This window comes from Dactylosporangium darangshiense, from assembly GCF_039537565.1.
Lineage (GTDB): Bacteria > Actinomycetota > Actinomycetes > Mycobacteriales > Micromonosporaceae > Dactylosporangium > Dactylosporangium darangshiense.
Genome location: NZ_BAABAT010000001.1, coordinates 75,568 through 97,884, shown reverse-complemented (window position 1 = coordinate 97,884; position 22,317 = coordinate 75,568). Strand labels below are relative to the sequence as shown.

The 22,317-nt window shown below is 71.3% G+C and carries 17 protein-coding genes; 10 read left to right on the top strand and 7 right to left on the bottom strand.

The features are described 5' to 3' along the window. Positions 1–81 precede the first annotated feature (81 nt). The 3 genes from ABD901_RS00440 (at position 82) to ABD901_RS00430 (ending at position 2,206) form a co-directional block, all read left to right on the top strand. Complete coding sequence (locus tag ABD901_RS00440; protein ID WP_345119941.1) at positions 82–723, top strand: hypothetical protein; 642 nt, start codon at positions 82–84, stop codon at positions 721–723. A gap of 308 nt (positions 724–1,031) precedes the next feature. Further along, complete coding sequence (locus ABD901_RS00435; protein ID WP_345119939.1) at positions 1,032–1,340, top strand: hypothetical protein; 309 nt, start codon at positions 1,032–1,034, stop codon at positions 1,338–1,340. 377 nt (positions 1,341–1,717) lie between these two features. Further along, on the top strand, positions 1,718–2,206 hold the full coding sequence (locus ABD901_RS00430; RefSeq protein WP_345121072.1) for a PASTA domain-containing protein: 489 nt from the start codon (positions 1,718–1,720) through the stop codon (positions 2,204–2,206). Positions 2,207–2,303: 97 nt separating this feature from the next. Here ABD901_RS00430 and ABD901_RS00425 read toward each other — a convergent pair whose 3' ends face one another. The 3 genes from ABD901_RS00425 to ABD901_RS00415 are packed head-to-tail and all read right to left on the bottom strand — an operon-like array spanning position 2,304 to position 5,538. Beyond that, on the bottom strand, positions 2,304–3,179 hold the full coding sequence (locus ABD901_RS00425) for a macro domain-containing protein (protein WP_345119937.1): 876 nt from the start codon (positions 3,177–3,179) through the stop codon (positions 2,304–2,306). A 24-nt stretch (positions 3,180–3,203) separates the two neighbouring features. Then, positions 3,204–3,941, bottom strand: a complete 738-nt coding sequence (locus ABD901_RS00420) for an FRG domain-containing protein (protein WP_345119935.1) — start codon at positions 3,939–3,941, stop codon at positions 3,204–3,206. Between the two features lie 7 nt (positions 3,942–3,948). Continuing rightward, positions 3,949–5,538, bottom strand: coding sequence for a P-loop ATPase, Sll1717 family (locus ABD901_RS00415; RefSeq protein WP_345119933.1), 1,590 nt, complete (start codon positions 5,536–5,538; stop codon positions 3,949–3,951). A 288-nt stretch (positions 5,539–5,826) separates the two neighbouring features. Between ABD901_RS00415 and ABD901_RS00410 the strand changes: the two genes are divergently transcribed. From ABD901_RS00410 to ABD901_RS00390, 5 genes are all read left to right on the top strand, one after another. Then, the gene (locus ABD901_RS00410; RefSeq protein ID WP_345119931.1) at positions 5,827–6,804 is read left to right on the top strand and encodes an extracellular catalytic domain type 1 short-chain-length polyhydroxyalkanoate depolymerase; all 978 of its coding nucleotides are present in this window, start codon (positions 5,827–5,829) and stop codon (positions 6,802–6,804) included. Between the two features lie 165 nt (positions 6,805–6,969). Further along, on the top strand, positions 6,970–7,635 hold the full coding sequence (locus ABD901_RS00405) for a TetR/AcrR family transcriptional regulator (protein ID WP_345119929.1): 666 nt from the start codon (positions 6,970–6,972) through the stop codon (positions 7,633–7,635). 1 nt (position 7,636) lies between these two features. Then, a complete protein-coding gene (locus ABD901_RS00400) occupies positions 7,637–8,500 on the top strand; it encodes an alpha/beta hydrolase (protein ID WP_345119927.1) in 864 nt (287 codons plus the stop codon). A 105-nt stretch (positions 8,501–8,605) separates the two neighbouring features. Next, positions 8,606–9,247, top strand: a complete 642-nt coding sequence (locus ABD901_RS00395; RefSeq protein ID WP_345119925.1) for an SGNH/GDSL hydrolase family protein — start codon at positions 8,606–8,608, stop codon at positions 9,245–9,247. Positions 9,248–9,422: 175 nt separating this feature from the next. Continuing rightward, positions 9,423–11,552, top strand: a complete 2,130-nt coding sequence (locus ABD901_RS00390; RefSeq protein WP_345119923.1) for an FUSC family protein — start codon at positions 9,423–9,425, stop codon at positions 11,550–11,552. Here the strand turns inward: ABD901_RS00390 and ABD901_RS00385 are convergent. Then, a complete protein-coding gene (locus ABD901_RS00385; RefSeq protein WP_345119921.1) occupies positions 11,500–12,414 on the bottom strand; it encodes a LysR family transcriptional regulator in 915 nt (304 codons plus the stop codon). The genes ABD901_RS00390 and ABD901_RS00385 overlap by 53 nt on opposite strands. A gap of 71 nt (positions 12,415–12,485) precedes the next feature. On the opposite strand from ABD901_RS00385, the gene ABD901_RS00380 reads away from it, so the two are divergent. Together ABD901_RS00380 and ABD901_RS00375 are read left to right on the top strand one after the other, a co-directional pair. Further along, positions 12,486–13,574 (top strand): TDT family transporter, encoded by a 1,089-nt coding sequence (locus tag ABD901_RS00380; protein ID WP_345119919.1) that lies wholly within the window; start codon positions 12,486–12,488, stop codon positions 13,572–13,574. A gap of 63 nt (positions 13,575–13,637) precedes the next feature. After that, positions 13,638–16,976 (top strand): S8 family peptidase, encoded by a 3,339-nt coding sequence (locus tag ABD901_RS00375; RefSeq protein WP_345119917.1) that lies wholly within the window; start codon positions 13,638–13,640, stop codon positions 16,974–16,976. Positions 16,977–17,018: 42 nt separating this feature from the next. Here ABD901_RS00375 and ABD901_RS00370 read toward each other — a convergent pair whose 3' ends face one another. From ABD901_RS00370 to ABD901_RS00360, 3 genes are all read right to left on the bottom strand, one after another. Next, positions 17,019–18,767 (bottom strand): AfsR/SARP family transcriptional regulator, encoded by a 1,749-nt coding sequence (locus ABD901_RS00370; protein ID WP_345119915.1) that lies wholly within the window; start codon positions 18,765–18,767, stop codon positions 17,019–17,021. Between the two features lie 94 nt (positions 18,768–18,861). After that, positions 18,862–19,410, bottom strand: coding sequence for a sigma-70 family RNA polymerase sigma factor (locus tag ABD901_RS00365; RefSeq protein ID WP_345119913.1), 549 nt, complete (start codon positions 19,408–19,410; stop codon positions 18,862–18,864). An 88-nt stretch (positions 19,411–19,498) separates the two neighbouring features. Continuing rightward, positions 19,499–22,312 carry an AfsR/SARP family transcriptional regulator gene (locus tag ABD901_RS00360; protein WP_345119911.1) on the bottom strand — a complete coding sequence of 938 codons (2,814 nt, stop codon included), beginning with the start codon at positions 22,310–22,312 and terminating at the stop codon, positions 19,499–19,501. Positions 22,313–22,317: the final 5 nt, after the last annotated feature.

Genomic DNA, 22,317 nt, shown 5'->3' with positions numbered 1-22,317 from the left:
ACTCCCCGGGTGACGCTGCCCCCTCAGCCGAACTACCCGGGCACCCCGGGCCATCCCATGTACCCGGGCGCTGTCCCTCCGATGTATGGCCCCCCGGGCCCGCCACCGCCGCCGAAGAGCAATGCCGGGCTCATCATCGGCGTGATCGGTGGCGTGCTCGTGTTGGTTGTCGGCGTCTGCGTGGCTGGCGTGTTGGGCCTTACCTACTTCCGGGACAAGGCGACGTCGCAGGCGGAAGACCGGGCGCCCGTTTCGGCGGCGACGCGCGACCCCTATCCGGTCGACACCTACACACCGCCCGCCAAAGTGCCTACCACACAGGCGCCGCCGCCGGCGCCGGCGCGGGTTGGGGAGTGCATCGGCGTCGACGAGGCCGGAACGTATCTGGGGACGGGGAGCTGCAACGGCACCAAGGGGACGTACAAGGTGCTCTCCGTCGACTACTCGCGGGACACCTGCTCCGACCCCGAGTCGCCCTACATCACCGAGGACGGCTACCGGCTCTGCCTCGAGCTGTACCTGGTACGCACCTACTGCTACAAGTTCCCGAGCGGATCCGGCTGGGTCGTGGCCGCCCCGGCGTGCAAGGCCAAAGGGACCGTGCACGTCATCGACATCGTGCCCGGCGCGTCCAACGGCAACAACTGCACGCGGGACTACAAATGGAACCGGTGGTACCAGTTCCTCCACCCGACGGTCGTCTACTGCGTCATGCAGTACTGAGAACGCCTGGATGACGACTTTGCGGTCCCAAGATCGGACCCCGTGCGGTCCCGATGCGGCGGCAGGGTGAGGGCCAGGTTGACGGGCACGTGCTAAAGCTGCCGTTGCATCATGGGCGATCGAGCAGTTGTCGATCACTGACTTCGCCGAATACGGGGCGACCAGCCGGATGCTGGGTAGTCTGCGTACTCGGTTCGCGGAGTGGCGTCGCAGTCTGACCAGGAACGACTGACGGTAAACACCCGGAATGGCAGGGCGCACCGTCCACTGTGGATTCGTCCGAGCTCGACGCGGGCACCTTGCAGAACGTGTCCGAGAAGGACCGGGTCCGGCCGCCCTCGTCGACCGCGCCATCCCTCGATGCGGACGACGAGGTACGAGTTCATGTGGTCTACAAGAAGACACGTGTTGACGGAGTCTTCAACAAGGCCAACCATGAGCTGCGCATCACCAGTGGGCCGCTCGTCGGACGGACCTTCTCGTCGCCCAGCAACGCTGCAATCGCTGTCGTAGAGCATCTCAACCCCACCCGCGAGCACCCCAGCACGAACGGCAGGACCTTCTGGATCGTGACGGCGACCGGCCGAACGCTGAGATCGATTATCGGCCAGCGATGACTCCGCATCGTTAACGAACTGACGGGACTCGGCAGGGCCCGAGCGGCGGAGGCGACAGCAACCACGTCGCACAGCCGCTTTCGAACGCCGCCCCCGCCTCACGCACAACCAGGCTTGCCTGTCACACGACCGGGGCTGGCGTCGTGCCTTCGAACCCCCCGACTCCGCCACAACACGGGTGGCCGGGCAGCGGCAGCGTGGCGCTCACGTGCGCGGTCGGCCTCTATCGGAGGCTCTCCTGCGACTCAGAGGACTTCGTTGTAACCCTCGCCCACCTCGCCGTCATTGGCTGCCGGAATCAGGTGGCCGATTGGTTGATCTTCGTGGCGTCGTCGGCCGATGTGTCATGACAGCTTGATCATCGACACTTGACGGCCGTGGCATTTCCAACGCAGTCATTCCCCGTACCCCAGCAGCCGAAGCGAAAGCTCCACCCTGGTCTCATCGCTGGTCTCATCGCCGGTGGGCTCGTCGTGGTCATCTGCGCCGTGTGCGCGGTTGCCGGCCTGATTTCAAACAAGCAGAATCCCCAGGCCGTATCGTCGGCGCCGGCCACCAGGCCCCAGACCACTGCTGCCGCGGAGCGCAGCCCGGCACCGGCGAGCCCAACACCGGCGAAGACGACATCTCCCTCGCCCTCGCCGAACGTGGTGGCAATGCCAAACGTGGTGGGGAAGAACGCTGCGGTAGCGATGGACGAGCTCCAGCGGCTCGGCTTCACGAAGATCCAGCTGGGGTCTCAGGATCCGGGGGACACTGTGGTGATCCTCGCGGCGAACTGGACAGTGGCCAAGCAGTCGACGCCAGCCGGTACGCAGGCGCCAACGGACGCACTGATCGTGCTGACCTGCACCAAGAAAGCCTGACTTGGTAACGCCCCGGCCCTGCGGCCTGAGCAGGGCCGGGGGCGGGCGAGTGCCGATGCCTACGTTAGCTGGGCAGAATCGCCGGCGGTCACGCAGCCTACGCCAGCGAGTACCCGAGGGCGCTGAGGAAGCGTCTGGCCAGCACCAGCTCCTCCTGGTCCGCATCGGTGGGCGGCACGACGACGCGCAGCAGGCGGCAGACCGGCCGTTCTGTGCTGGCGGCGTGGAAGGAGAGCAGGAGGGCGAGCAGGACCGCGGAATGGGAGAGGCTCACGCGTGAGTAGCCGGCGCCGATGACCGGCACGGAGACCTCGTCGAAGTGCCGCGACCGGATGGCGGCCCACAGCCCGTCGTACGTCTGGGTGAGATGCGACCACGTGGTCACTGTCCCGTTGCGGGTCGGGCGCCCGCAGGCGAGCAGCAGGATCGGTCCGGGCGCGCTGGACGACTCGATGAACTGCACGTTGCCCGGCCGGCTCAACGGGCCCGACTGCATCTGTTCGATGGCCTGCTCGGCCTCGGTCCGGCCGGCACCGTCCAGCGAGTCCAGGTACTGCACGATCAAGCTGCTCGGCGCGACCTTCTCGGGCGAGAGCGTCCGCCGGCGATCGGTCGTGATGACGCAAGGGCGATGGTCCAGGACGTTGCCCGGCACGACCTGGATCGTCCAGGCACGCGTGTTGCTCGTCGCGCGGATCGATCGCTTCATCACGCGCAGCACCAGCCCGCCGATGACACCGAAGGCCAGCGTGCCCAGCAGCCACCAACCGCCGACGGCGGCCGACCCGTCCGGCCACACGAACTGGGCGACGCCGAGCCCCGAGGCGATAACGCCGCAGGTCGCGAAGAGCCACTGGATGGCCTCGCGATCGACGGTCCCGGTGCGGCGCTTGATGGCCTGCCACCGCCGTCGCAGCGGCGTCAGCGGACGGCTGTCGCTCGGCGCGTCTGTGGAACTGCTCGAGGTGTCCACCGCATCACGATCCTGCAAGGTTCGTCACCCCTGTTCCAGCAGCATGCGGATCTTGCAGGCGGTCGCCGCCCCGGTGAGGTCCGGAAACAGCCGAAAAGCGCTGATGCCCATCAGATCGAGGTCGGCCAGCGCAGTCCGGACATCATCCAGGGGCAGCAGGACCCGGGTCAGCGCCACGCCGGTCACGTCCGTGCACCGGATGACGACCTCCTCCAGGCAGTTGAACGGGCTGCGGGACAGCGTGTAGTAGCCGGCCTGGTTGCGGGCCCTCGCGTTCTCGTACGACGGCGCCGCCACGATCTCCACGTCGTGCACGCCAGACCACATCGAGGACCGCCGGTGCAGCACCCACAGCACGGCGTGGCTGTCCGCCGCGTCGGCCTCTTCGAATGCCTTCTGGTACGCGAAGAATGCCGCGATGTACGGGCTGCTGGTCCAGTCGAGCAGCCTGGTGGGCAGTCCGTGATGCTGCCCGAGCGCGATGAGCCGGCGGTCGTCGTCGCACAGTTCTGCCGGAAGCCCGTAGTCACGGCAGGCCTCGCGGAATGCGGCCACCAGGTCGTCGAACACTTGTGTGCGGCGGTCGGGCTCCACGTGCCGGAACGTCCGGTCGAAGAGGGATTCGAGCTGCCAGCGGGGGGATCGCATGCCGCGGAAGAGGTACGCGTCGTTGCGGTACGAGCCGGCGTCGATGAACTCTGAGACCAGGTCACGCTTGAACTCCCACCATGAGTCCAGGCGGATCTCGCGAATCTGCGCCACGGTGACCTCAGGCGAACGGTCGTACTGGGCGCGAGCCGACCGACCGTATGCCGACGGCGTCGATCAGGCACGGGTGGAGGACGTATTCGCGTTCGGACAGCGGCGGCTGGAGCTCGCTCATGCCGCCCATCGAGTAGAAGAAGGTGCCGTCCGCGCCGTTGCGTTTGCCGACGAAGCCGAGTAGGCCGTTCTGCCACAACACGGTCGCGAGGTCGGTCTGGCCGTCGAAATGCTGCCGGAGCAGATCCCGCGCACACAGCAGGCTCGGTGCGTCGAACCGGTCGGTGCCGAGCAGGAGCAAGGACTCGCGCAGTGCCTCGACGATGTCGTCGCGGATGTACGAGTGGCGCCCGACGTAGAAGTCCGCGTACCCATGCTGCCCCGATTTCGCCGGGGCCAGATCGGCGGAGATCTGGTTGGCGCACTGCTGAATCTGGTCGTTGCCGAACGCTCCGGCCGCCGCCGACACGGTATCTCGGATGGACTGCTGCGACGGCGGCCCGCTACCCGCGCGTTTCGCCCGCAGCGCGACGTTGCTCAGCGAGTTGCCGATCTCCACCAGATCCCGCGGTATCAGGCGGGTGTGCCGCAGTACGTAGTCGATGGCGGTCTCCCGGCTTCCCCGGGCCAGGTTCTCGATCTCGGCGTGCCCGAGCCAGGCGGTCATCGGATCCTCCGCGGCCGGCTCGGTCAGGTACCGTTTGTCCAGCCGTTCGATCTTGTTGTACAGCAGGTACTTCAGCGACGCGGCGTCCCAGTCCAGCACCCGCACGTGCGGCTCCCCGCGGTACTTGCTGGCCATCTCGCTGCGCAGCACGCTGGAGAACACGACGTCCCGGATGGCCACCACGACGTGCAGCCGTCCGCCGATGCGGTGGTCCTTCAGCCACTGCATGACCGCGTGGAAGAGGCCCTCCTGGCAGGGCAGCCAGTACATCGGGGCGTACGCGAAGGATTCGTCGACCCCGTCGATGTAGAAGGCGATGGGTGGCAGGTCGACGATGGCCTCGCGCAGAAAGTGCGTGAGGTCGTTCCAGTCGCGTCGTTGCAGGTACGCCACCAGTTTGTGCTTGGCGTCGTACTCGTAGAGGATGTCCGCCAGATGGCTGTAGACGGTGCCGGGGGCGCGCCCCTGCCCGATGAGGTGTGCGTAGCGCTGCAACTCCTCGCGCAGCTCACCGTCCAGCCGTTCGCGCAGTCCCCGCTGGCGCAGGATGTGCGCGGCCACGGTCCGGGTGATCGAGCACGACCAGAGCCGCTGCCACATTTCAACGAGGTCCCGTCGTTCGAAGAACTGGCAGGTCCGAACGATCGACTCGGTCGACGGCAGGTCGCCCTGGGACGTGTCGGCGTACACGCTGGCCTCGTGGTCTGCGGATGCCTGCAACCTGCGCAGGTAGACCGTCTTGCCGGCGCCCATCCGCCCGACGATGACTCGGGCGCGCATGTCGTCGGCGCGCGTGGCCAGCGCACCGAATGCCTCGTTGCCGGCGAAATCAACGAAACGCTCGAGCAGCGAGTCGAGATTCTCCCGCGCACCGTCCGGATTGCCGAACGGCGCGGCGCCAGTGCTCAGGACCGACGGGCCAGAATTCATCGCCGTGCTCCCCTCCCTCGGCCCGGACGGAGTCAGCACGTGATGCGCCATGTCGACTCGCGGCCCGTCCGGCCGGCCAACACTCTTAGAGACAACCAGGCCACGGAGAGATACACAACAGTGCGCCGGATCCTGGGTCTCGGAGAACCCGGACCGTGGCCGGGCGCGTCCTCGGCGCCAGCCGACCAATCGATCGGTTGACATCGAACCGATGCCAGGTCATATTGAGAACCTGTCATAGGTCCCAACCAATTGATTGGTTGGACCCAGTCGAGAGGAGGTAGCGGAATGTCCGAACCGCCATCGGACCGTCCCGCCAGACCCCCGCGCCGCCGGCGCATGTTCGCCCTCGTCCTCGCGGTCTCCGCGGCGCTGGCATCGATCGCCGTTCCCGCACCCGCACATGCCGCCGGAGGAACGGTCTTCTACGGCGTGTACGCGAACCTCGCCGGCGTTCGCGACTACCACGGCTACGTCCCGTCGTCCTACCGGCCCGGCACACCCATGCCGCTGCTGGTCGCACTGCACGGCTGCACGGAGAACGACGTCGGGTTCGACGTGCTGTCGGGCTGGAGCGCCGAGGCGGAAGCCCGCGGCTTCATCGTCGTGTTCCCCGACCAGAGCAACCTCGCCAACCCGGCCGGATGCTGGAACTGGTTCCTGCCGACCAACCAGCACCGGGGCTGGGGCGAGCCGTCCCTGATCGCAGGCATCACCAACCAGGTGCGCTCGCAGTACACCGTCGACGCGAGGCGTATTTACACCACGGGGGTCTCAGCGGGCGGCGTCATGACCAACATCATGGCCGTCACGTACCCGGACATCTTCGCCGCCACGAGCATCCTGGCCGGCTGCGAGTACGAGTGCGACGTACTCCAGCTGCGTACACCGCAGCAGTCCGGCCGGGACGCGCTCACCGAGATGGGCAGCCGCGCCCGGGCCGTGCCCGCGATCATCTTCCAAGGCACCGCCGACATCGTCGTGCCGCCGTCCACGGCCTACCGGATCGCGGGGCAGTGGGCGTACGTCGACGGCATCGACGCGGTCGCCGACGACAACACGCGCGGCCAGGTGCCGAACGGCCGCTCGTACACCCATTTGACCTACCGGTCGGCGACCGGCGCGTCACTCATCGAGCAGTACATGATCGACGGCGCGGGACACGTCTATCCGGGAGGCTGCTGGTGCAGCCTGTACGGCGACCCTTCCGGCCCCGACGCCACCGGCATCACGTGGGACTTCTTCCTCGCCCATCCGAAACCCTGAACGCGGCCGGCGAGGTCGCCGCGGATCGGTCCTGCTGAGTCTCGGCGCGGCAGGACCACCGGTCGCTGCGGCTCTTCGCCGTTATGCTGACCAATCGATCGGTTGGAGCCTGGGCGTCCGGCCGGATAGGCACCCGCGGTACCGACGCGCATCGGAAGGCGACACATGGCGACGAATTCCCGGTGGGAGCCCCGGCGGCTCAACGCGGTGGCGGTGGAGCTGCCCGAAGGCGTGACGCCGGACGGTACCCGCGGCCGCATCCTGCTCGCCGGGCTGAAGCTGTTCGCACAGGTCGGGTTTCACGGCACGTCGATCCGCGACCTGGGCGCGGCGGCCGGCATCAACTCGGCGACGCTGTATGCGCATTACCCGTCCAAGGAGCACGTCCTCGCCGAGCTCGTGCTGATCGGCCACGAGGCCATGCACCGGCGACTGCAGCAGGCGCTGCTGGAAGCGTCGGCGGGCCCGGCGGACCAGCTGCGTGCGCTGGTGGCTGCCCACGTGTATGTGCACACCGACTTTCCGCTGTTGGCGCTCGTCGCCAATGCCGAGCTGCACGCGTTGTCACCCGAACTGGCCGCCCCGGCGCTGGCGCTGCGGGCGCAGTCGCAGGAACTGGGCCTGAGCGTGATCCGGCTCGGCGTCGACAAGGGCGTGTTCCACGTGCCCGACGTGTGGCTGGCGGGGGCGGCGATCAGTGCCATGAGTGTGCGGGTGGCCAGCTGGTACGGCCCTGACCAACCCTACCGCCGGGAACAGATCGCCCAGATGTATGCCCAATTCGCCCTGCAAATCGTCGGCGTCCCCGCCGCCGCCACCGAGAGAGGCTGACATGAACCCGATCGACATCCCCGCACCGGACGGCACCGGCGCGCTTCGCGCCCTGCGGTTCGGCGACGGCGACCGGCTCATCCTCGCCGCACATGGGATCACCGCATCGGCCATGTCCTTCGCCGCCGTGGCCCGGGCGCTCCCGGCGGACTGGAGCCTGGTCGCCCTGGACCTGCGCGGCCGGGGTGGCAGCAACCATCTGCCCGGGCCGTTCGGCATGGACCGGCACGCCGATGACCTGGCGGCCGCCGCCAAGCACCTCGGCGCGCCGGTGGTGCTGACCGGGCAGTCCCTCGGCGCGTACGCGGCGTTGCGCGCCGCCGCCCGCTTCCCCGAGCTGTTCAGCCGGCTGGTGCTCATCGACGGCGGACTGCCGCTGCCGGTGCCGACCGGGATCGCGCCCGAGACGCTGCTCGAGGCGACCGTCGGCCCGGCCGTCGCCCGGCTGAAGATGACCTTCGAATCACAGGACGCGTACGTCGCGTTCTTCCGCAGCCATCCCGCACTCGCCGAGTCGTGGAACGACGACCTCGACGCGTACGTGCGGTACGACGCGACCGGAGAGCCGGGCACGATCCGCTCGCGGGTCAACGCCGAGGCCGTCTACGCCGACGCCCGCGACATGATCCTCAGCGCCGGCCAGTTCGGTACCGATCTCGCCGGGCTGCGGATGCCCGCCACGCTCCTCTACGCGCCGCGCGGCATGCTCGGCCAGGAGCCGGGCCTGCTGCCCGAGCCGGTCGTCGCGCACTGGGCGGCCACGACGGAACTCTCGGCCCGGCTGATCCCCGACTGCAACCACTACACGATCCTCACCGACCCCGCGCCCGCCCGCGTCGCCGCCGAGACCCTGACCGGCAGCTGAGCCGGCGGCGCTCGGCACCCCAGGCCGCGACCGCCGCACTCGCGGAGGTTAGGTTGACGAGGCCGGCGGACCCCCGGCCGGCATCAATCACGACGGACAGGGCAGATGAGCGTAGACGTACCCCAACACCTGCTGGCCGGACAGCGGATCGTGTTCATCGGCGACAGCATCACCGACTCGGGGAGGCGCGATAACGTCCCACCGTACGGAGACGGCTACATGAGCCTGGTCCGTGCGTTCGTCACCGCCCGTAACCCCGGGCTGCGCCTGCAGTGGATCAACCACGGTGTCTCCGGCGACACCGTACGCAACCTGGCCGAACGATGGGAACGCGACGCCGTGGCCACGCGGCCCGACTGGCTGTCGGTGATGATCGGCATCAATGACGTGTGGCGCGCCTTCGCCGGCCGTCTCGACGAGGCGGTGCCGATCGACGAGTACGAGCAGACGCTGCGCCGCCTGCTGTACCGCGCCGTCGATGCCACCGGCTGCCGGCTGATCCTTGCCGATCCGTACCTCATCGAGCCCGACCTGTCCGACCCACATCGCGCCGAGAGCGATCGGTACGGCGAAGTCGTGGGCGCGCTCGCCAAGGAGTTCGACGCCGTGCACATCCGCACCCAGAAGGCGTTCGACCGGGTGCTGGCCGTCTCGTCGCCCGAGGAGTGGGCCGGCGACCGCCTCCACCCCAACCTGCCGGGCCACGCGGTCATCGCTGAGGAGTACCTCACGGCGCTCGGCATCTGACGACCACCAGGCGACACGTACGCGGCAGGCGGCAGAAGGCGGGCTGGCGCGCGGCCGACCGGCACGCTTGCTGATCTGCGATCGAGATTTCGCGGAATGGCGTGAGGAACTGCTCCGTGGGTAGCCGCCCAGATGTCACCGCCGTGGCGCCCGTACCGGCTAAGGAGCATGGGACGTGCACTGGTGGAGGTCCCTTGTCGCCGCCGCCCGGGAGGGGCTGCGCGTGCAGCGCGCCTTCTCCGCTCCGTGGGCGATTGCACGGGCTGTCCTGGCCGTGCTGCTCGCCACGCTCCTCGGACTGATGCTGAACGATCCGTCCGCAGGGGCGATGGCCAGCATCGGCGCCTACATCTGCGCGATGGCAACGCTGCTGAGCTCGCTACGCCACCGCGTCGTCAACGCCCTGGCCATGGCCGCCGCCTACAGCGGCATGGCCGTGCTGGGGGCCTTGGTGCATGGCGTCACCTGGCTGTTCCTGCCGCTACTCGCCGTGGCGGCATTCACCGCCGGAATGTTGCGAACGCTCGGCGTCGCGCCCAGCACACGCGCATGTTTCGCGGTCATGGGGCTCATGATCACCGGTTCCATGTCCCCCAGCGTGCACGCCGGCCTGCTGATGGCCGGGTGGATTGCCGTGGGGACGGCCCTCGCGATCGCGGTGCAGTTGCTCCCTCCGTACGATCCTCGATTCGCGGCCCAGCGCCGCGCTCTGGCCGAGGCGTACCGATCGCTCTCCGCAGTCGCCGGCACGGTCGCTGCGGGCGCGGTCGGCTCCACCCCGGCGGCGCCGACCGCGCCGTTCATCGCGGCGCGGCAGGCCCTGGACCTCCTGCCGCAGTTCAGCCGACCGGCCGCGGCGGCCCTGTTCGGGCTGCTCGGCGAGGCCGAGCGCATCCGCCGCACACTGCACACCGTGCAGGCCACCGCGCCGGCGACGGATGTCGTCGCCGATCGAGCGGGACTGCAGGCCGCCGCGCGGGTACTGGACGCCGTCTCCCGTACGGTCGCGTCCGGACGTGAGCACCGCACTGCCACTGCGGAGTGGACACGGCTGGAGCCCTGGGCGGCCGCCTCGCCCGAGCGGAGCCCGCGCGACCTGGTCGCCCGGCTGCGCGAGGCCGAGCAGCTGGCCCGGCGATCCACCGAAGGCCGACTCGGCGGGGTCCTCGAACCGCACGCCGAGATCCCGGGCCTGTACGCCGGCTGCCCCACGGTGGCCCGCACGGCCCGGCGGGTGCGGGCGCAGCTGCACCCCCAAGCGCCGATCTTCCGCCATGCGGTGCGACTGGCGGTGGGCGTGGTGATCGCCGAGCTGATCGGCCAGGCGATCGGCAGATGGGGCGGGCTGGGCATTCCCGGACACGGCTTCTGGGTGGCGCTCGCCACCATGCTCGTGCTCTTCCCCGAGTATGGGCAGACCGTCGCCCGCGGCTTGGGCCGAGCGGCAGGGGCCCTGCTCGGCGGCCTCCTCGCCTGGGCACTTTCCCTGCCGGACTGGTCGCCCACCGGCCTCGCGGCCGCGTCGGTCGTGCTGGCCTCGATGGCGTTTCTCACCCGGGGCACCGGGCAGCTGATGCTCAACCTCTGGCTGACCGCATGGATCGTCTTCCTGCTCCACCGCGCCGGTGCGCTGCCCGGTCCCACGGCCTGGGCACGCGCCGCCGACACGGTGGTCGGCGCCGCACTGGCGGTGCTGATCTTCCTGGCCTGGCCCACCTGGTCCAACCGGCGTCTGCCGGACCTGCTCGCACAATGGCTACGGCTGCAGGACCGGCTGCTCCCTCAACTGGTGACCGGCTACGCCAGCGTCGGCGCTGCCGACCCCGCCGCCATCGACGAGCTGCGCGCACGGACACGGCAGGCCAGAGAGCAACTCCAGGCCGCCGTGCGGCAGTCGCACACCGAGCCGGCACACCATCTCAGTCCCTGGTCGACCCGGCAGCTCGACGAGATCAGCAGCCAGGTGTCCACCGTCGCCGGGTGCTCCACCCTGTTGCTCGAGCACCTGCCGCGCACTCCGAACGACACCGTCCCGGAGCTCACCGAGCTGGCCGACCCCCTGCACGAGCACCTCGCCGCCCTGGCCCGGGCCGCCGCCGGAGCCGAAACCGTCACCCCGGGCGCATTGCGGTCGGCCTACGACAGCTTCGCCGCTCGCTCAGGCCTGCCGCTGGTGGCGGCCGACTCCGACAGCGCGGCGGTGAGCCAAACCGTCGCCCTCTGCACGAGGACCGTCGACGCGGTCGAGGACCTCACCACGGTGATCGCCGGGCGATGGTGTACAGGTCGCGCGCGGGGCCGGTGAGCTGCCGACCGGATTGCCACACGACCCGCAGGCTGCGGCGCAGCGGCAACCCCACGACGGGCACCGTGACGAGCGTGGCGGTGGCGAGTTCCGTGGTGACGGCCATGGAGCTCAGCACGGCCGGTCCGCTGCCAGCCGCAACGGCGTGCTTGATGGCGGTGGTGGAGGACAGCTCGAGCATCGGCGGCGCGATGGCGCCGTGACCGTGATCGTGCAACGCCGACTCCAGGGCGCGGCGCGTGCCGGAGCCGACCTCCCGGGCGACCAGGGCGGTGGCGGCCAGCTCGGCCGGGGTAATGCCGCGCCGTCGGCGGGTCCAGGGGTGCCCGGGGGCGGCGAGGACGACGAGCCGGTCCTCGGCGACGGTCTCGCCCTGCAGTCCGCCGGGGACGTCCGGCCCTTCGACGAAGCCGAGCCCGGCGGCGCCGGTCAGGACCTGGTCGGCGACCTGCGTGGAGTTGCCGGCGTGCAACGCGACGCTGAGGTCCGGGTGCGCGCGGCGCAGGGTCACCAACCAGCCGGGCAGCAGGTACTCGGCGATGGTCTGGCTGGCGGCGACCACGAGCCGGCTGTCCATGGTGCCGCGCAGCGCCTCGGCCCCGGCGGCGAGCGTGGCGGCGGCGTCCACCGCCGCGCGGGCCCAGTCGGCGACCAGTGCGCCGGCCTCGGTCAGCGTGGATCCGCTCGGGGTCCGGTGCAGCAGCGTGATGCCGAGCCGGCGCTCCAGCTGCCGCAGGCGAGCGCTCGCCGCCGGCTGTGAGATGTGGTGTGCCTCGGCTGCCCGGCCGACGCTGCCGAGCCGGACGACCGAAAGCAGCAGGTCGAAGCCGGTCAGGTCGGACACCACCGGCGGCAGAGGCATAACCGCAGCTTATGAGGTCACCGGCTGTTCCCGCCTACCGACCGGCCGATCGTCGCCGGACAGTGAGTCACATGAACGCCGTGTTAGAGGCGCCGGCCGTGCGCGCGTACTTCGGGCCGAACTGGTTCGCCGCGGTGATGGGTACCGGCATCGTTGCCAACGCCGCCGCGACGGTGCCGCTGCACCTGCCCGGCCTGCGGCTCGCCGCGACCTTCGTGTGGGCGTTGGCGGCCGCCCTGCTCCTTGCGTTGAGCACGGCCTGGGCGGTGCACCTGCGCCGGCACCGGGCCACGGCGCTCGGGTACGCCGCGGATCCGGTCATGGCCCAGTTCTGGGGCGCACCGCCGATGGCGGCCATGACGGTCGGCGGCGGCGCGCTGCTGCTGGGCCGGGACTGGCTCGGGACGGACCTGGCGGTCGCCGTCGCCAGCGTGCTCTGGCTTGCCGGTACCGTCGGCGGCCTCGTCACCGCCGTCGCCATTCCGTACCTCATGATGACCCGGCACGAGATCGGTCCGGACGCCGCGTTCGGCGGATGGCTGATGCCGGTCGTGCCGCCGATGGTGTCGGCCGCCAACGGTGCCCTGCTGGTGCCCTACCTGCCGCCCGGCCAGCTTCGCCTCGACCTGGTCCTGGCCGGCTACGCCCTGTTCGGGATCAGCCTCTTCGCGACGGTCGTCATCGTGACCCAGCTCTGGGCCCGGCTCGTCCGGCACCGGGTCGGCCCGGCCCGAATGGTGCCGACGCTGTGGATCGTCCTCGGCCCGCTCGGCCAGTCGATCACCGCGGCCCATCTGCTCGGCAGCGCCGCCGCCGGCGTGCTTCCCGCCCCGTACGGTACCGGCGCGCAGGTTTTCGCTCTGTTCTATGGCCTGCCCGCGTTCGGGTTCGCCATGCTGTGGCTCGCGCTGGCCGCCACCATCACCCTGCGGACGCATCGCTCGTCGGGCGGCGGCGTGCCCTTCACGTTGGCCTGGTGGAGCTTCGTGTTCCCGGTCGGCACCCTCGTCACCGGCGCCACCGGCCTCGCCGCGCGCAGCCACGCTCACGTCATCGCCGCGCTGGCGGTCGTGCTCTACGTGGTACTCGTCGCGGCCTGGGCCACGACCGCCATCCGCACCACCCACGCCCTGGGTAGTGATCTACGTCACTCTGGATGAACTTTCACCCGCTGGTCACGTCCGGTGCGCCTGGATAGCTCTCGCGTTCATCCAGGGAGAAAGATGAGATCAGTTCGCAGGATATCGGCGCTGGCATTGCTGGTGCTGGGCGTCTCGGCGGTGACTGCGGGCGGTTCGCCGGCGTCGGCGCAGCCCCAGACCCAGACCCGGCCGTCGACCACACCCACGGTCGCGGCCAAGCCCCGGACGGTCACTCTGCTCACCGGCGACACCGTCCACGTCAGCACCAAGGACGGCGAGACGACCGTCGACGTCGTGCCGGGCAAGGGACGGGAACGGATTCCGTTCATCAAACACAGCGCCGGCCAGGACGTGGAGGTCATCCCCGCCGACGCCGTCGGGCTGCTCAACCGGGGCAAGCTCGACGAGCGGCTCTTCAACATCTCGATGCTGGTCGGCTTCGGCTACGACGACACCCGGGCCACCCTGCCGCTCATCGTCCAGCACGGCAGCGCCGCCCCCGGCGGCCTCGCCGGCGCCAGGACCACCCGGGAGCTCTCCGGAGCGAGCGCCGTCGCGGAGAGCCGCGCGGACGCGGTGTCGTTCTGGAACACCATCACGTCCGCCGCGAGTGGCACCGAGCGGCAACTGCGGGCCGGGTTCGACAAGATCTGGCTCGACGGGTTGCGCCACCCCACCCTCGACGTCAGCGTCCCCATGACCGGCGCGCCGCAGGCCTGGCAGGCCGGCTGGACGGGAGCGGGCGTGAAGGTCGGTGTGATCGACACCGGCATCGACCAGACCCACCCCGATCTCGCCGGCCGCGTCGCCGCCGCGGAGAACTTCACCACCGACCCCGACACCCTCGACCGGGTCGGCCACGGTACCCACGTCGCATCCACCATCGCCGGCAGCGCGGCCGCGTCGCAGGGCCGGTACAAGGGCATGGCGCCGGGCGCGACCCTCTACAGCGCCAAGGTCTGTACCGAAATCGGCTGCCCGGAGTCGGCGATCGTGGCCGGCATGACCTGGGCGGCGCAGCAGGGCGTCAAGGTCGCCAACATGAGCCTCGGCGGCCCCGACAGCCCGGAGACCGACCCGATCGAGGCGGCCCTGCAAGACCTCACCCACCGCTACGGCGTGCTCTTCGTCGTCGCCGCGGGCAATGACGGCCTCGGCGGCGAATCCACGATCAACTCGCCCGGCGACGTGGCCGAGGCGTTGACCGTCGGCGCTGTGACCAAGACGGGCGAGCTGGCCGAGTTCTCGAGCCGGGGTCCGCGCACGAGCGACGCCGGCATCAAGCCGGACATCACCGCGCCCGGCGTCGGCATCGTCGCCGCCCGCAGCTCGACCTCCGACCTGTGGCCGGACAGCGAGAACCCGCAGTACGCCAGCCTCTCCGGCACCTCGATGGCGACGCCGCACGTGGCCGGCGCGGCGGCGATCCTGGCCCAGCAGCACCCGGACTGGGCGCCTGAGCGCATCAAGTCCACGCTGATGGCGGCCGCGCAGCCGAACGCCGCCATCGGCGTCTACGAGCAGGGCGCGGGCTTCCTCAACGTCGCCCGGGCGATCCAGCAGACCGTCACGGCCAGCCCGGTCAGCGTCGCCTTCGACCGGACCACCACTGCACAGAAGAGCACGGTGACGTACTCGAACAGCGGCTCTTCCGCGCTCACCCTGGCGCTCTCCCTCGACGCCAAGGACGCCGACGGCGCCCCGGCGCCGAGCGGCCTGTTCAGCCTCAGCGCCTCTTCGGTGACGGTCCCGGCCGGCGGCACGGCCAGCGTGACCGTCACCGTGCAGGCCGGCGCCGGCCTGCCCGACCGCTACTTCGGCGGTGAGGTGACCGCCACCGGCGGCGGCGCGCAGGTGCAGACCCCGGTCGCGCTCGACGTCGCCCGCCACGAGCTGAACCTGAAGCTCGTCGGGCCGGACGGCGGAGCGCCCAAAGCCGATCAGGGCTGGGTGACGATCCTGACCGACCTGGACCGGCAGACCCAACTGGTGCTCGGCGACCCGGCAACCACCGAGTACCGGCTCCGGGCGGGCCGCTACCTGGTGCAGACCTACCTGCTGACCGGCGATCCGTTCTTCCCGGACATCACGTCGCTGGTGCGCCCGAGCCTCGACCTGACCAGGGACCAGGCGCTGACCATGGACGCCCGCCTGGCCAAGCCGATCGCCGTATCGGTGCCGAACCCGAAGGCGACCGCGGTCTGGCAGGAGTCGGGCTGGACGATCCGGACCGAGCAGCCGCAGATCTGGGGCAGCAACGACCCGTACGGCGTCCTCATGAACGTTCCCCTCGATCACGTGCGGACCGCGCAGATCGGGAACGGCAAGACGCCCGGCTTCGTCTCCTACGTCCACGGGATGTGGGGCCAGGTCGACCAGGACGGCGGCCTGCACAACAGCCCGTACGTCTACCGGGTCTATCTCTACGAACCGGAGAGGATGATGACCGGGCTGACCCGCAAGCTGCGCCCGGACGACTTCGCCACGGTCCGCTCCCAGATCAGCGCGGACGTGGCCGGCGTGCCGGTCTCGCGGTCCGCGGTCGCGCACGCGCCCGGCAACTCGCCGGTCTACCGCGACGAGCGCAACGTGCCGCCGACCTTCACCTACGACGTGCCGAGCACCGTCACCGAGTACTACACCAAGGACAAGCAGGCGGTGTGGCAGTCGACCTCGGCCCAGCGGGGGTACACGTACTACGAGTCGGCGTGGACCAGCTTCGAGCCCGGGCGCACGTACACGGTGAAGTGGGCCAACGCGGTGGCCGGGCCGGTCTTCCCGGAGCCGAACTTCGGCCAGCAGTTCGCCACCCGCTACTTCGGCGACACGATGGGCGGGCCGGGGCCCCTGCACGGCGACGGCACCGGGCACATGGGCTTCCGGTTCGCTCGCGGCGGCAGCGTCGAGGTGAACCTCTACCGCAACGGGGTCAAGATCGGCGACGCGAACCAGGCGCCGTGGTCATGGGACGTACCGGCGCAGGCGGGCGACTACCGGTTGGCCGCGACGTTCCGCAGCGACCCGGCGTTCACCCTGTCGACGGTGGTCGACGCGGAGTGGACGTTCAAGTCCGCGCACGTGAGCGACGGTGGACTGGTGAAGCTCCCGATGACGGCGATCCGGTTCACCCCGGATCTCGACATCGACAACCGGGCGCCGGCCGGCCGGCTGTTCGCGATCCCGGTCTCCCTCGACCGCCAGGTCGGGGCGGAGCGGGGCCGGACCACGGCGTTGCGCATCGAGGCGTCCTTCGACGACGGCAAGACCTGGCAACAGCTGACCGTGCAACGCTCCGGCGAGAAGGCGGTCGCCTGGGTGCGCAACCCGGCCGGCACCGGCTTCGTCTCGCTGCGGGCCGCCGCGACGGACAGCGGCGGGAACACGGTCAAGCAGACCATCATCCGCGCCTACCGGTACTGAGGTTGGGCTCCGGACGCGGCGCCCACCGGCGCCGCGTCCGGGTCACCGGTGCCCGTCATCGTGTTCCTCCCCGAGTTCGGCGGCATAGGCGCGCAGCAGATCATGCATGTGCCACCGGCCGTTGCCCGGTTGGACCAGCAGCTGCGCCTCGAGCTCGGCGAGCAGGCCGCGGGCAGCGCGCAGGGACAAGCCACCCAGCGCGGCCACCGCCTCCGTGCTCAGCGGCCCGGCCGGGTGCAGCGGCAGCAGCCGGAAGAGCCGGGCCGCCTCGGGAGTCAGGGCCCGGTACGACCAGGAGAAGATCGCCTCCAGATCGGCCTTCGCGTCCCCGAAGCCGGCCAGCCGGCCATCGGCCTCGGCCAGCTCACCGGCGATTGCGGGCAGGCCGAGCCCGGGCCGGCCGACGATACGGGTGGCGACCAGCGCCAGGGCCAGCGGCAGCCCACCGCACCGCGCGATGATCTCATCGAAGGCGGCCGGGTCGGCGGCCGCCGCGTCGCCGAGCCAGCGCGTGAGCAGCCCGCGGGCCTCGGCGTCGGTCAGCGGGTGCAGGTGCAGCGGGTGGGCGCCCGCCGGACCGGGCACGCCAGTGATCCGGCGGCGGCTGGTGGCGATGACGAGACTGCCGCCGGTGCCGGGCTGCAGGTGCCGGATCTGGTCCCAGTCGCCGCAGTTGTCCAGCAGGATCAGTACCCGCCGCTCGGCCAGGATGCTGCGGAAGAGGTCGGCCTGGGCGTGCACGTCCGCCGGGATGGCGCCCGGCGCGACCCCGAGGGACGACAGGAAGCCGCGCAGCGCCTCCGCCGGTGTCATCACCGAGCCGCCGGCGTCGAATCCACGCAGGTCTGCGTGCAACTGCCCGTCGGGGTAGCGGCCGGCCAGCCGGTGGGCCAGGTGTACCGCGAGGGTGGTCTTCCCGACGCCGGGCATGCCGTCGATGAGCAGCGCGGTGATCCCCCGGTCTGTGGCCAGCAGCTCCTCCGCGGCGTCCAAGACGCCGCGACGGCCGGTGAAGTACGGGTGGTCGGCCGGCAACTGCATCGGCGGCTCGACCAGGCGGTCCCGGGCCGCGCGCAGTTCGTCGCCCGGATGGATGCCGAGCTCATCGGCGAGCCGCTGCTCGACGTCGGCATACGCCGCGAGCGCCTCGGCCCGCCGGCCGTCCGCGGCGAGCGCGAGCAGCAGCCGCGCCTGCAATGCCTCGTCCAGCGGCTCGCACTCGGCGGCCAGCCGGATCGCGGGCAGCACCGCGTGGACGCGCCCGGCCCGCACCGCGGCGTCGGCCGCCGCCCGCACGGCCGCAAACCGCTCACCGTCGACCGCGGCGAAGTCCGGATGCGCCCGGCCGCCGGCCTGCAGGCCGGCGGCGCACCGGCCGTGCCACAGCGCCAGCGCCTCCCGGTAGAGCTCGACGGCCGGCTCGTCGCTGCTGCCACCGGCCTCGGCGACCAGGCGCCGGAAATGCAGCAGGTCGAGCGACTCCCCGTCGATCCGCAGCCGATATTCGGCGCCGTCGCGGATCAGCACCGAGCCCGCTGCCCGCGTCGGCAGGCCCGGCTCGAACCGTCGCCGCAGCATCCCGACGTGCCGGTGCACCACATTGACCGCGCTCGGTGGAGGGCCGGACGGCCAGAGCAGGTCGACGAGTTCGGCGACGCTGACCGCGCCGCCGGCCCGGGCGAGCAGCAACGCCAGGATCAGCCGCTGCTGCCGAGGACCCAGGTCGATTTCGGACCGGCCGCGCCAGGCCCGCACCGGGCCGAGCACGGCGAACGAGAGCTGGCCGGTCATCGTGATGACAGCATGGCAGGGCCCGCACTGCGAAACGGGTGCGCCGCCGCGGCAATGTGAGCTTCGACTCGGTGGCCGGCGTCGTCGTACCTGCTCAGGCCGCCCGCAGGCCGGTGCGCAGGGCGCGCAGCGCATGGTGGGTCCGGGACTTCACCGTTCCTATCGGCACTCCCAACCGGCCGGCGACCTCTTCCGGTGACCGCCCGGCCAGGTAGACGTCGGAGAGCAGACTGCGCTGCGCCGGGCTCAGCCGGCCGAGTGCATGCCGGATGGCGTACGACGCCAGCGCAGTACCGGTGGTGTCATCACCAGCGGGAATCCAGCTCATGTCGACGAGATGGACCTCGGTCGGGCGGCCCCGCCGCAGCCGGACGCTGTCGATGACGAGCCGCCGGGCGACGGTGCAGAGCCACCGACGGGCGGCATCGGGCTCGGCAGGTACTGCGTCGAGGTGCCGCCAGGCCCGCAGCATCGTTTCCTGGAGCAGATCCTCGGCGGTCGGCGACTGGCCGCGGGTCAGCACGAGCAGCAGACGCAGCACGGCGTGGGCGTGGTCGGCATGCAGCGCGGTCATGCGCTCGGCCCTGCCGGCCGGTGATCCATCGGGTACCCGCAGCACGATCTCCCCCGTACGCAGCAGCAACGGTGAATGAGGCCCGAGCCTAGGGACGACGGATGCGAATGGCCTGACGCCGAAGTGCGAATCGAGTGCCGTCGCAGACGGCAGTCGGTCACGGACGCGACGTGACCGCCGCGAGCAGGTCGGCCAGCCGCTGGCTCATCCGGGTCTGCCCGTGGGGGAGCAGGTCCAGCGCCTCCTGCCACGCCCGCACCGCGGCGTCCTGGTCGCCGGCGGCGGCGAGGGCGTCGCCGAGCAGCGCCAGCACCTCCGCGGCCGGCGCCGGCGCCGAGGCCTCCCGGTAGGCCACGGCCGCCTCGCGCCAGCAGTCAACCGCCTGGCCGAGCTCCCGGCGGGCGAAATGCACCTGGCCGAGCACCTCCCACGCCTCGGCGATGCCCAGCTTGTACTGCGCACCGCGCGACAGCGCCATCGCCTGCTCCGCGTGCCGCCCGGCCTCGTCCGCCCGGCCCAGTTCGGCCTCGCTCGCGGCCATGATCACCAGGACGTCCGCGAGCAGTTTGTCGTGCCCGGCCACCCATGGCTCGAGCGCCGCGGACAGCGTCCGGACGACCTCCTCGTGTCGGCCTTGGGCGCGCAGAATCATCGCCCGGTTGATCCCTGCCCGAGTCATCTCGCCGTGCAGGCCGAGCCGGGCGAGCAGCTCGACCGCCCGGTCGAGATGCCCGACCGCGGTCTCGTGCTCGTGCCGGAAGTAGGCCGCCCCGGCCAGGCTGCGGTGCATCCGGGCCTGCCCGACCAGGTCGCCGCCGGCCCGGGCGGCCTCGAGGGCCACCTCGCCGGTCGCCGTCCAGTCCGACCACCGGCCGCTGCGTTCGAGGAAGTACTGCATACCCAGGGCGAGCTGCCAGGCATCGGTGTGCCGGCCCTGCCGGGCGGCCCGGCCGACCAGCGCGATCAGGACCTGCCGCTCGGCGGTGAACCAGCGCATGGCGTCGCCGTGATCGGCGAAGCGCAGCGGCGTGTCGCCCGGCCCCGGCTCGATCATCGGGTGGTCCTCGGAGGTCAGGAGCCGCCGGTGCGCGTGATAGCTGGTGGCCCGGTAGAACTGCAGGCAGCGAAGCTCCGCGGCGGCACGTTCGGCCGGGCTGTCGTTCTCCTCGCCGAGCTCCATGGCATAGGCCAGCAGCAGGTCATGGGTCCGGTAGCGGCCCGGCAGGTCCTCGTTGATCAGGTGCGCGCGGCTCAGCTCGCCCAGCACTGCCCGGGTGCTGCGCAGTGGGTCGCCGGCCAGCCCCGCCGCCGCGGCGATCGAGATGTCCGGGCCCGGATGGAGCGGCAGCAGCCGGAAGAGCCGGGCGGCCGGCGCGGAGAGTGCCTGGTAGGACCAGGAGAAGGCGGCCCGCAGGCCGGTCTGCGGGTCGTTGCCGTCGAAGCCGTCCAGGCTCCCGGGCGCCTGGGCCAGCTCGGCGGCGATCTGCGCCGTCGGCGTCCGCGGCAGGCTCGCCGCGCGGGCGGCCACCACCGCCAGCGCGAGCGGCAGCCGCCCGCAGCCGGCGATGATGGCGTCGATCGCGGCCGGGTCCGCCGCGAAGCGCCCGGGGCCGAGCGGCCCCAGCAGCGCCGCTCGGGCCTCGTCGACGCTCGGCAGGCCGATCGGCAACGGGTACGCGCCGGCCGTGGTCAGCAGGGTGCTGAGCCGGCTGCGGCTGGTGACGATCACCAGACAGCCGGGGCTGCCCGGCAGCAGGTGCCGGATCTGCTCGGCGTCCCGGCAGTTGTCGAGCACGATCAGCAGGCGCCGGCCGGCAAGGCGGCTGCGGTACATGCCCGCCTGGGCGTGCAGCTCGGCGGGGATGCCCTCCTGAGGCACCCCGAGCGACCCGAGGAAGCCGCGCAGCGCCTCGCCCGGGCTCATCCACGGCTCCTGCCCGTCGTATCCGCGCAGGTCGACATACAACTGCCCGTCCGGGTACTCCGCGGTGAACTCGTGAGCGAGATGCACGGCGAGGGCGGTCTTGCCGATCCCGGGCATGCCGTCGATCGCGAGCACAGCCGGCCCGCCCGGGCGCGCGACCGCCGCGCGGGCCTCGGCGATGAGGTCGTCCCGGCCGCTGAAGAAGGGCAGGTCAGGCGGCAGTTGCGCGGGCCGGGGCGGTGGCGGCGGCGACGTGGTACGCGCCGACCGGGTGCGCTGGTGCAGCAGCCGGTCGTACGCCTCCCGCAGCTCCTCACCCGGATCGATGCCCAGGTCGTCGGCGAGCCGGCGGCGCACCACCCGGTACAGCTCGACGGCCTCCGCTTGGCGGCCGTCGGCGGCGAGCGCCAGCAGCAGCCGGCTCTGCAGCGACTCGTCGAGCGGGTGCTGCTCGGCGGCCTGCCGCAACGGCGCCAGCACCGCGCTCAGCCGGCCGCAGCGCTCGGCGGCGTCGGCGGCCTCACGCACGGCGTTGGCGCGTTCGGCCTCTACGGCGAGGAAGGCGGGATGCTGGCGGGAGGCCGGTTCCAGGCCCGCGGCACACCGGCCGCGCCACAGCCGCAGCCCGTCGAGAAAATGCCGCAGCGCCGACTCCGGGTCGCCATCCTGCAGATGCCGGCCCGCCAGCCGGCTCAACGACCGGAACTTCAGCAGGTCAAGGGAGTCCTCGTCGGCGTACAGCCGATAGCCCGAGGGCTCCCGCAGGATGTGCCGGCCCGCCGACCGTTTGGGCAGGCCGGGCTCGAGCAGCCGCCGGAGCATCCCGACGTGCCGGTGCACGACGTTCGCGGCGCTGGCCGGAGCCTCCTCGTCCCAGAGCAGGTCGACCAGCTCCGCCGAGGAGACCGGTGCACCGGCCCGGGCCAGCAGCAACGCGAGCACCAGGCGCTGCTGACGGGCGCCGAGATGCAGCTCAGCGCCGGCGCGGACCACCGTGATCGAGCCGAGCACCGAGAACCTGATCGTCTCGCCCGCCTCCGTCCGCACACCGG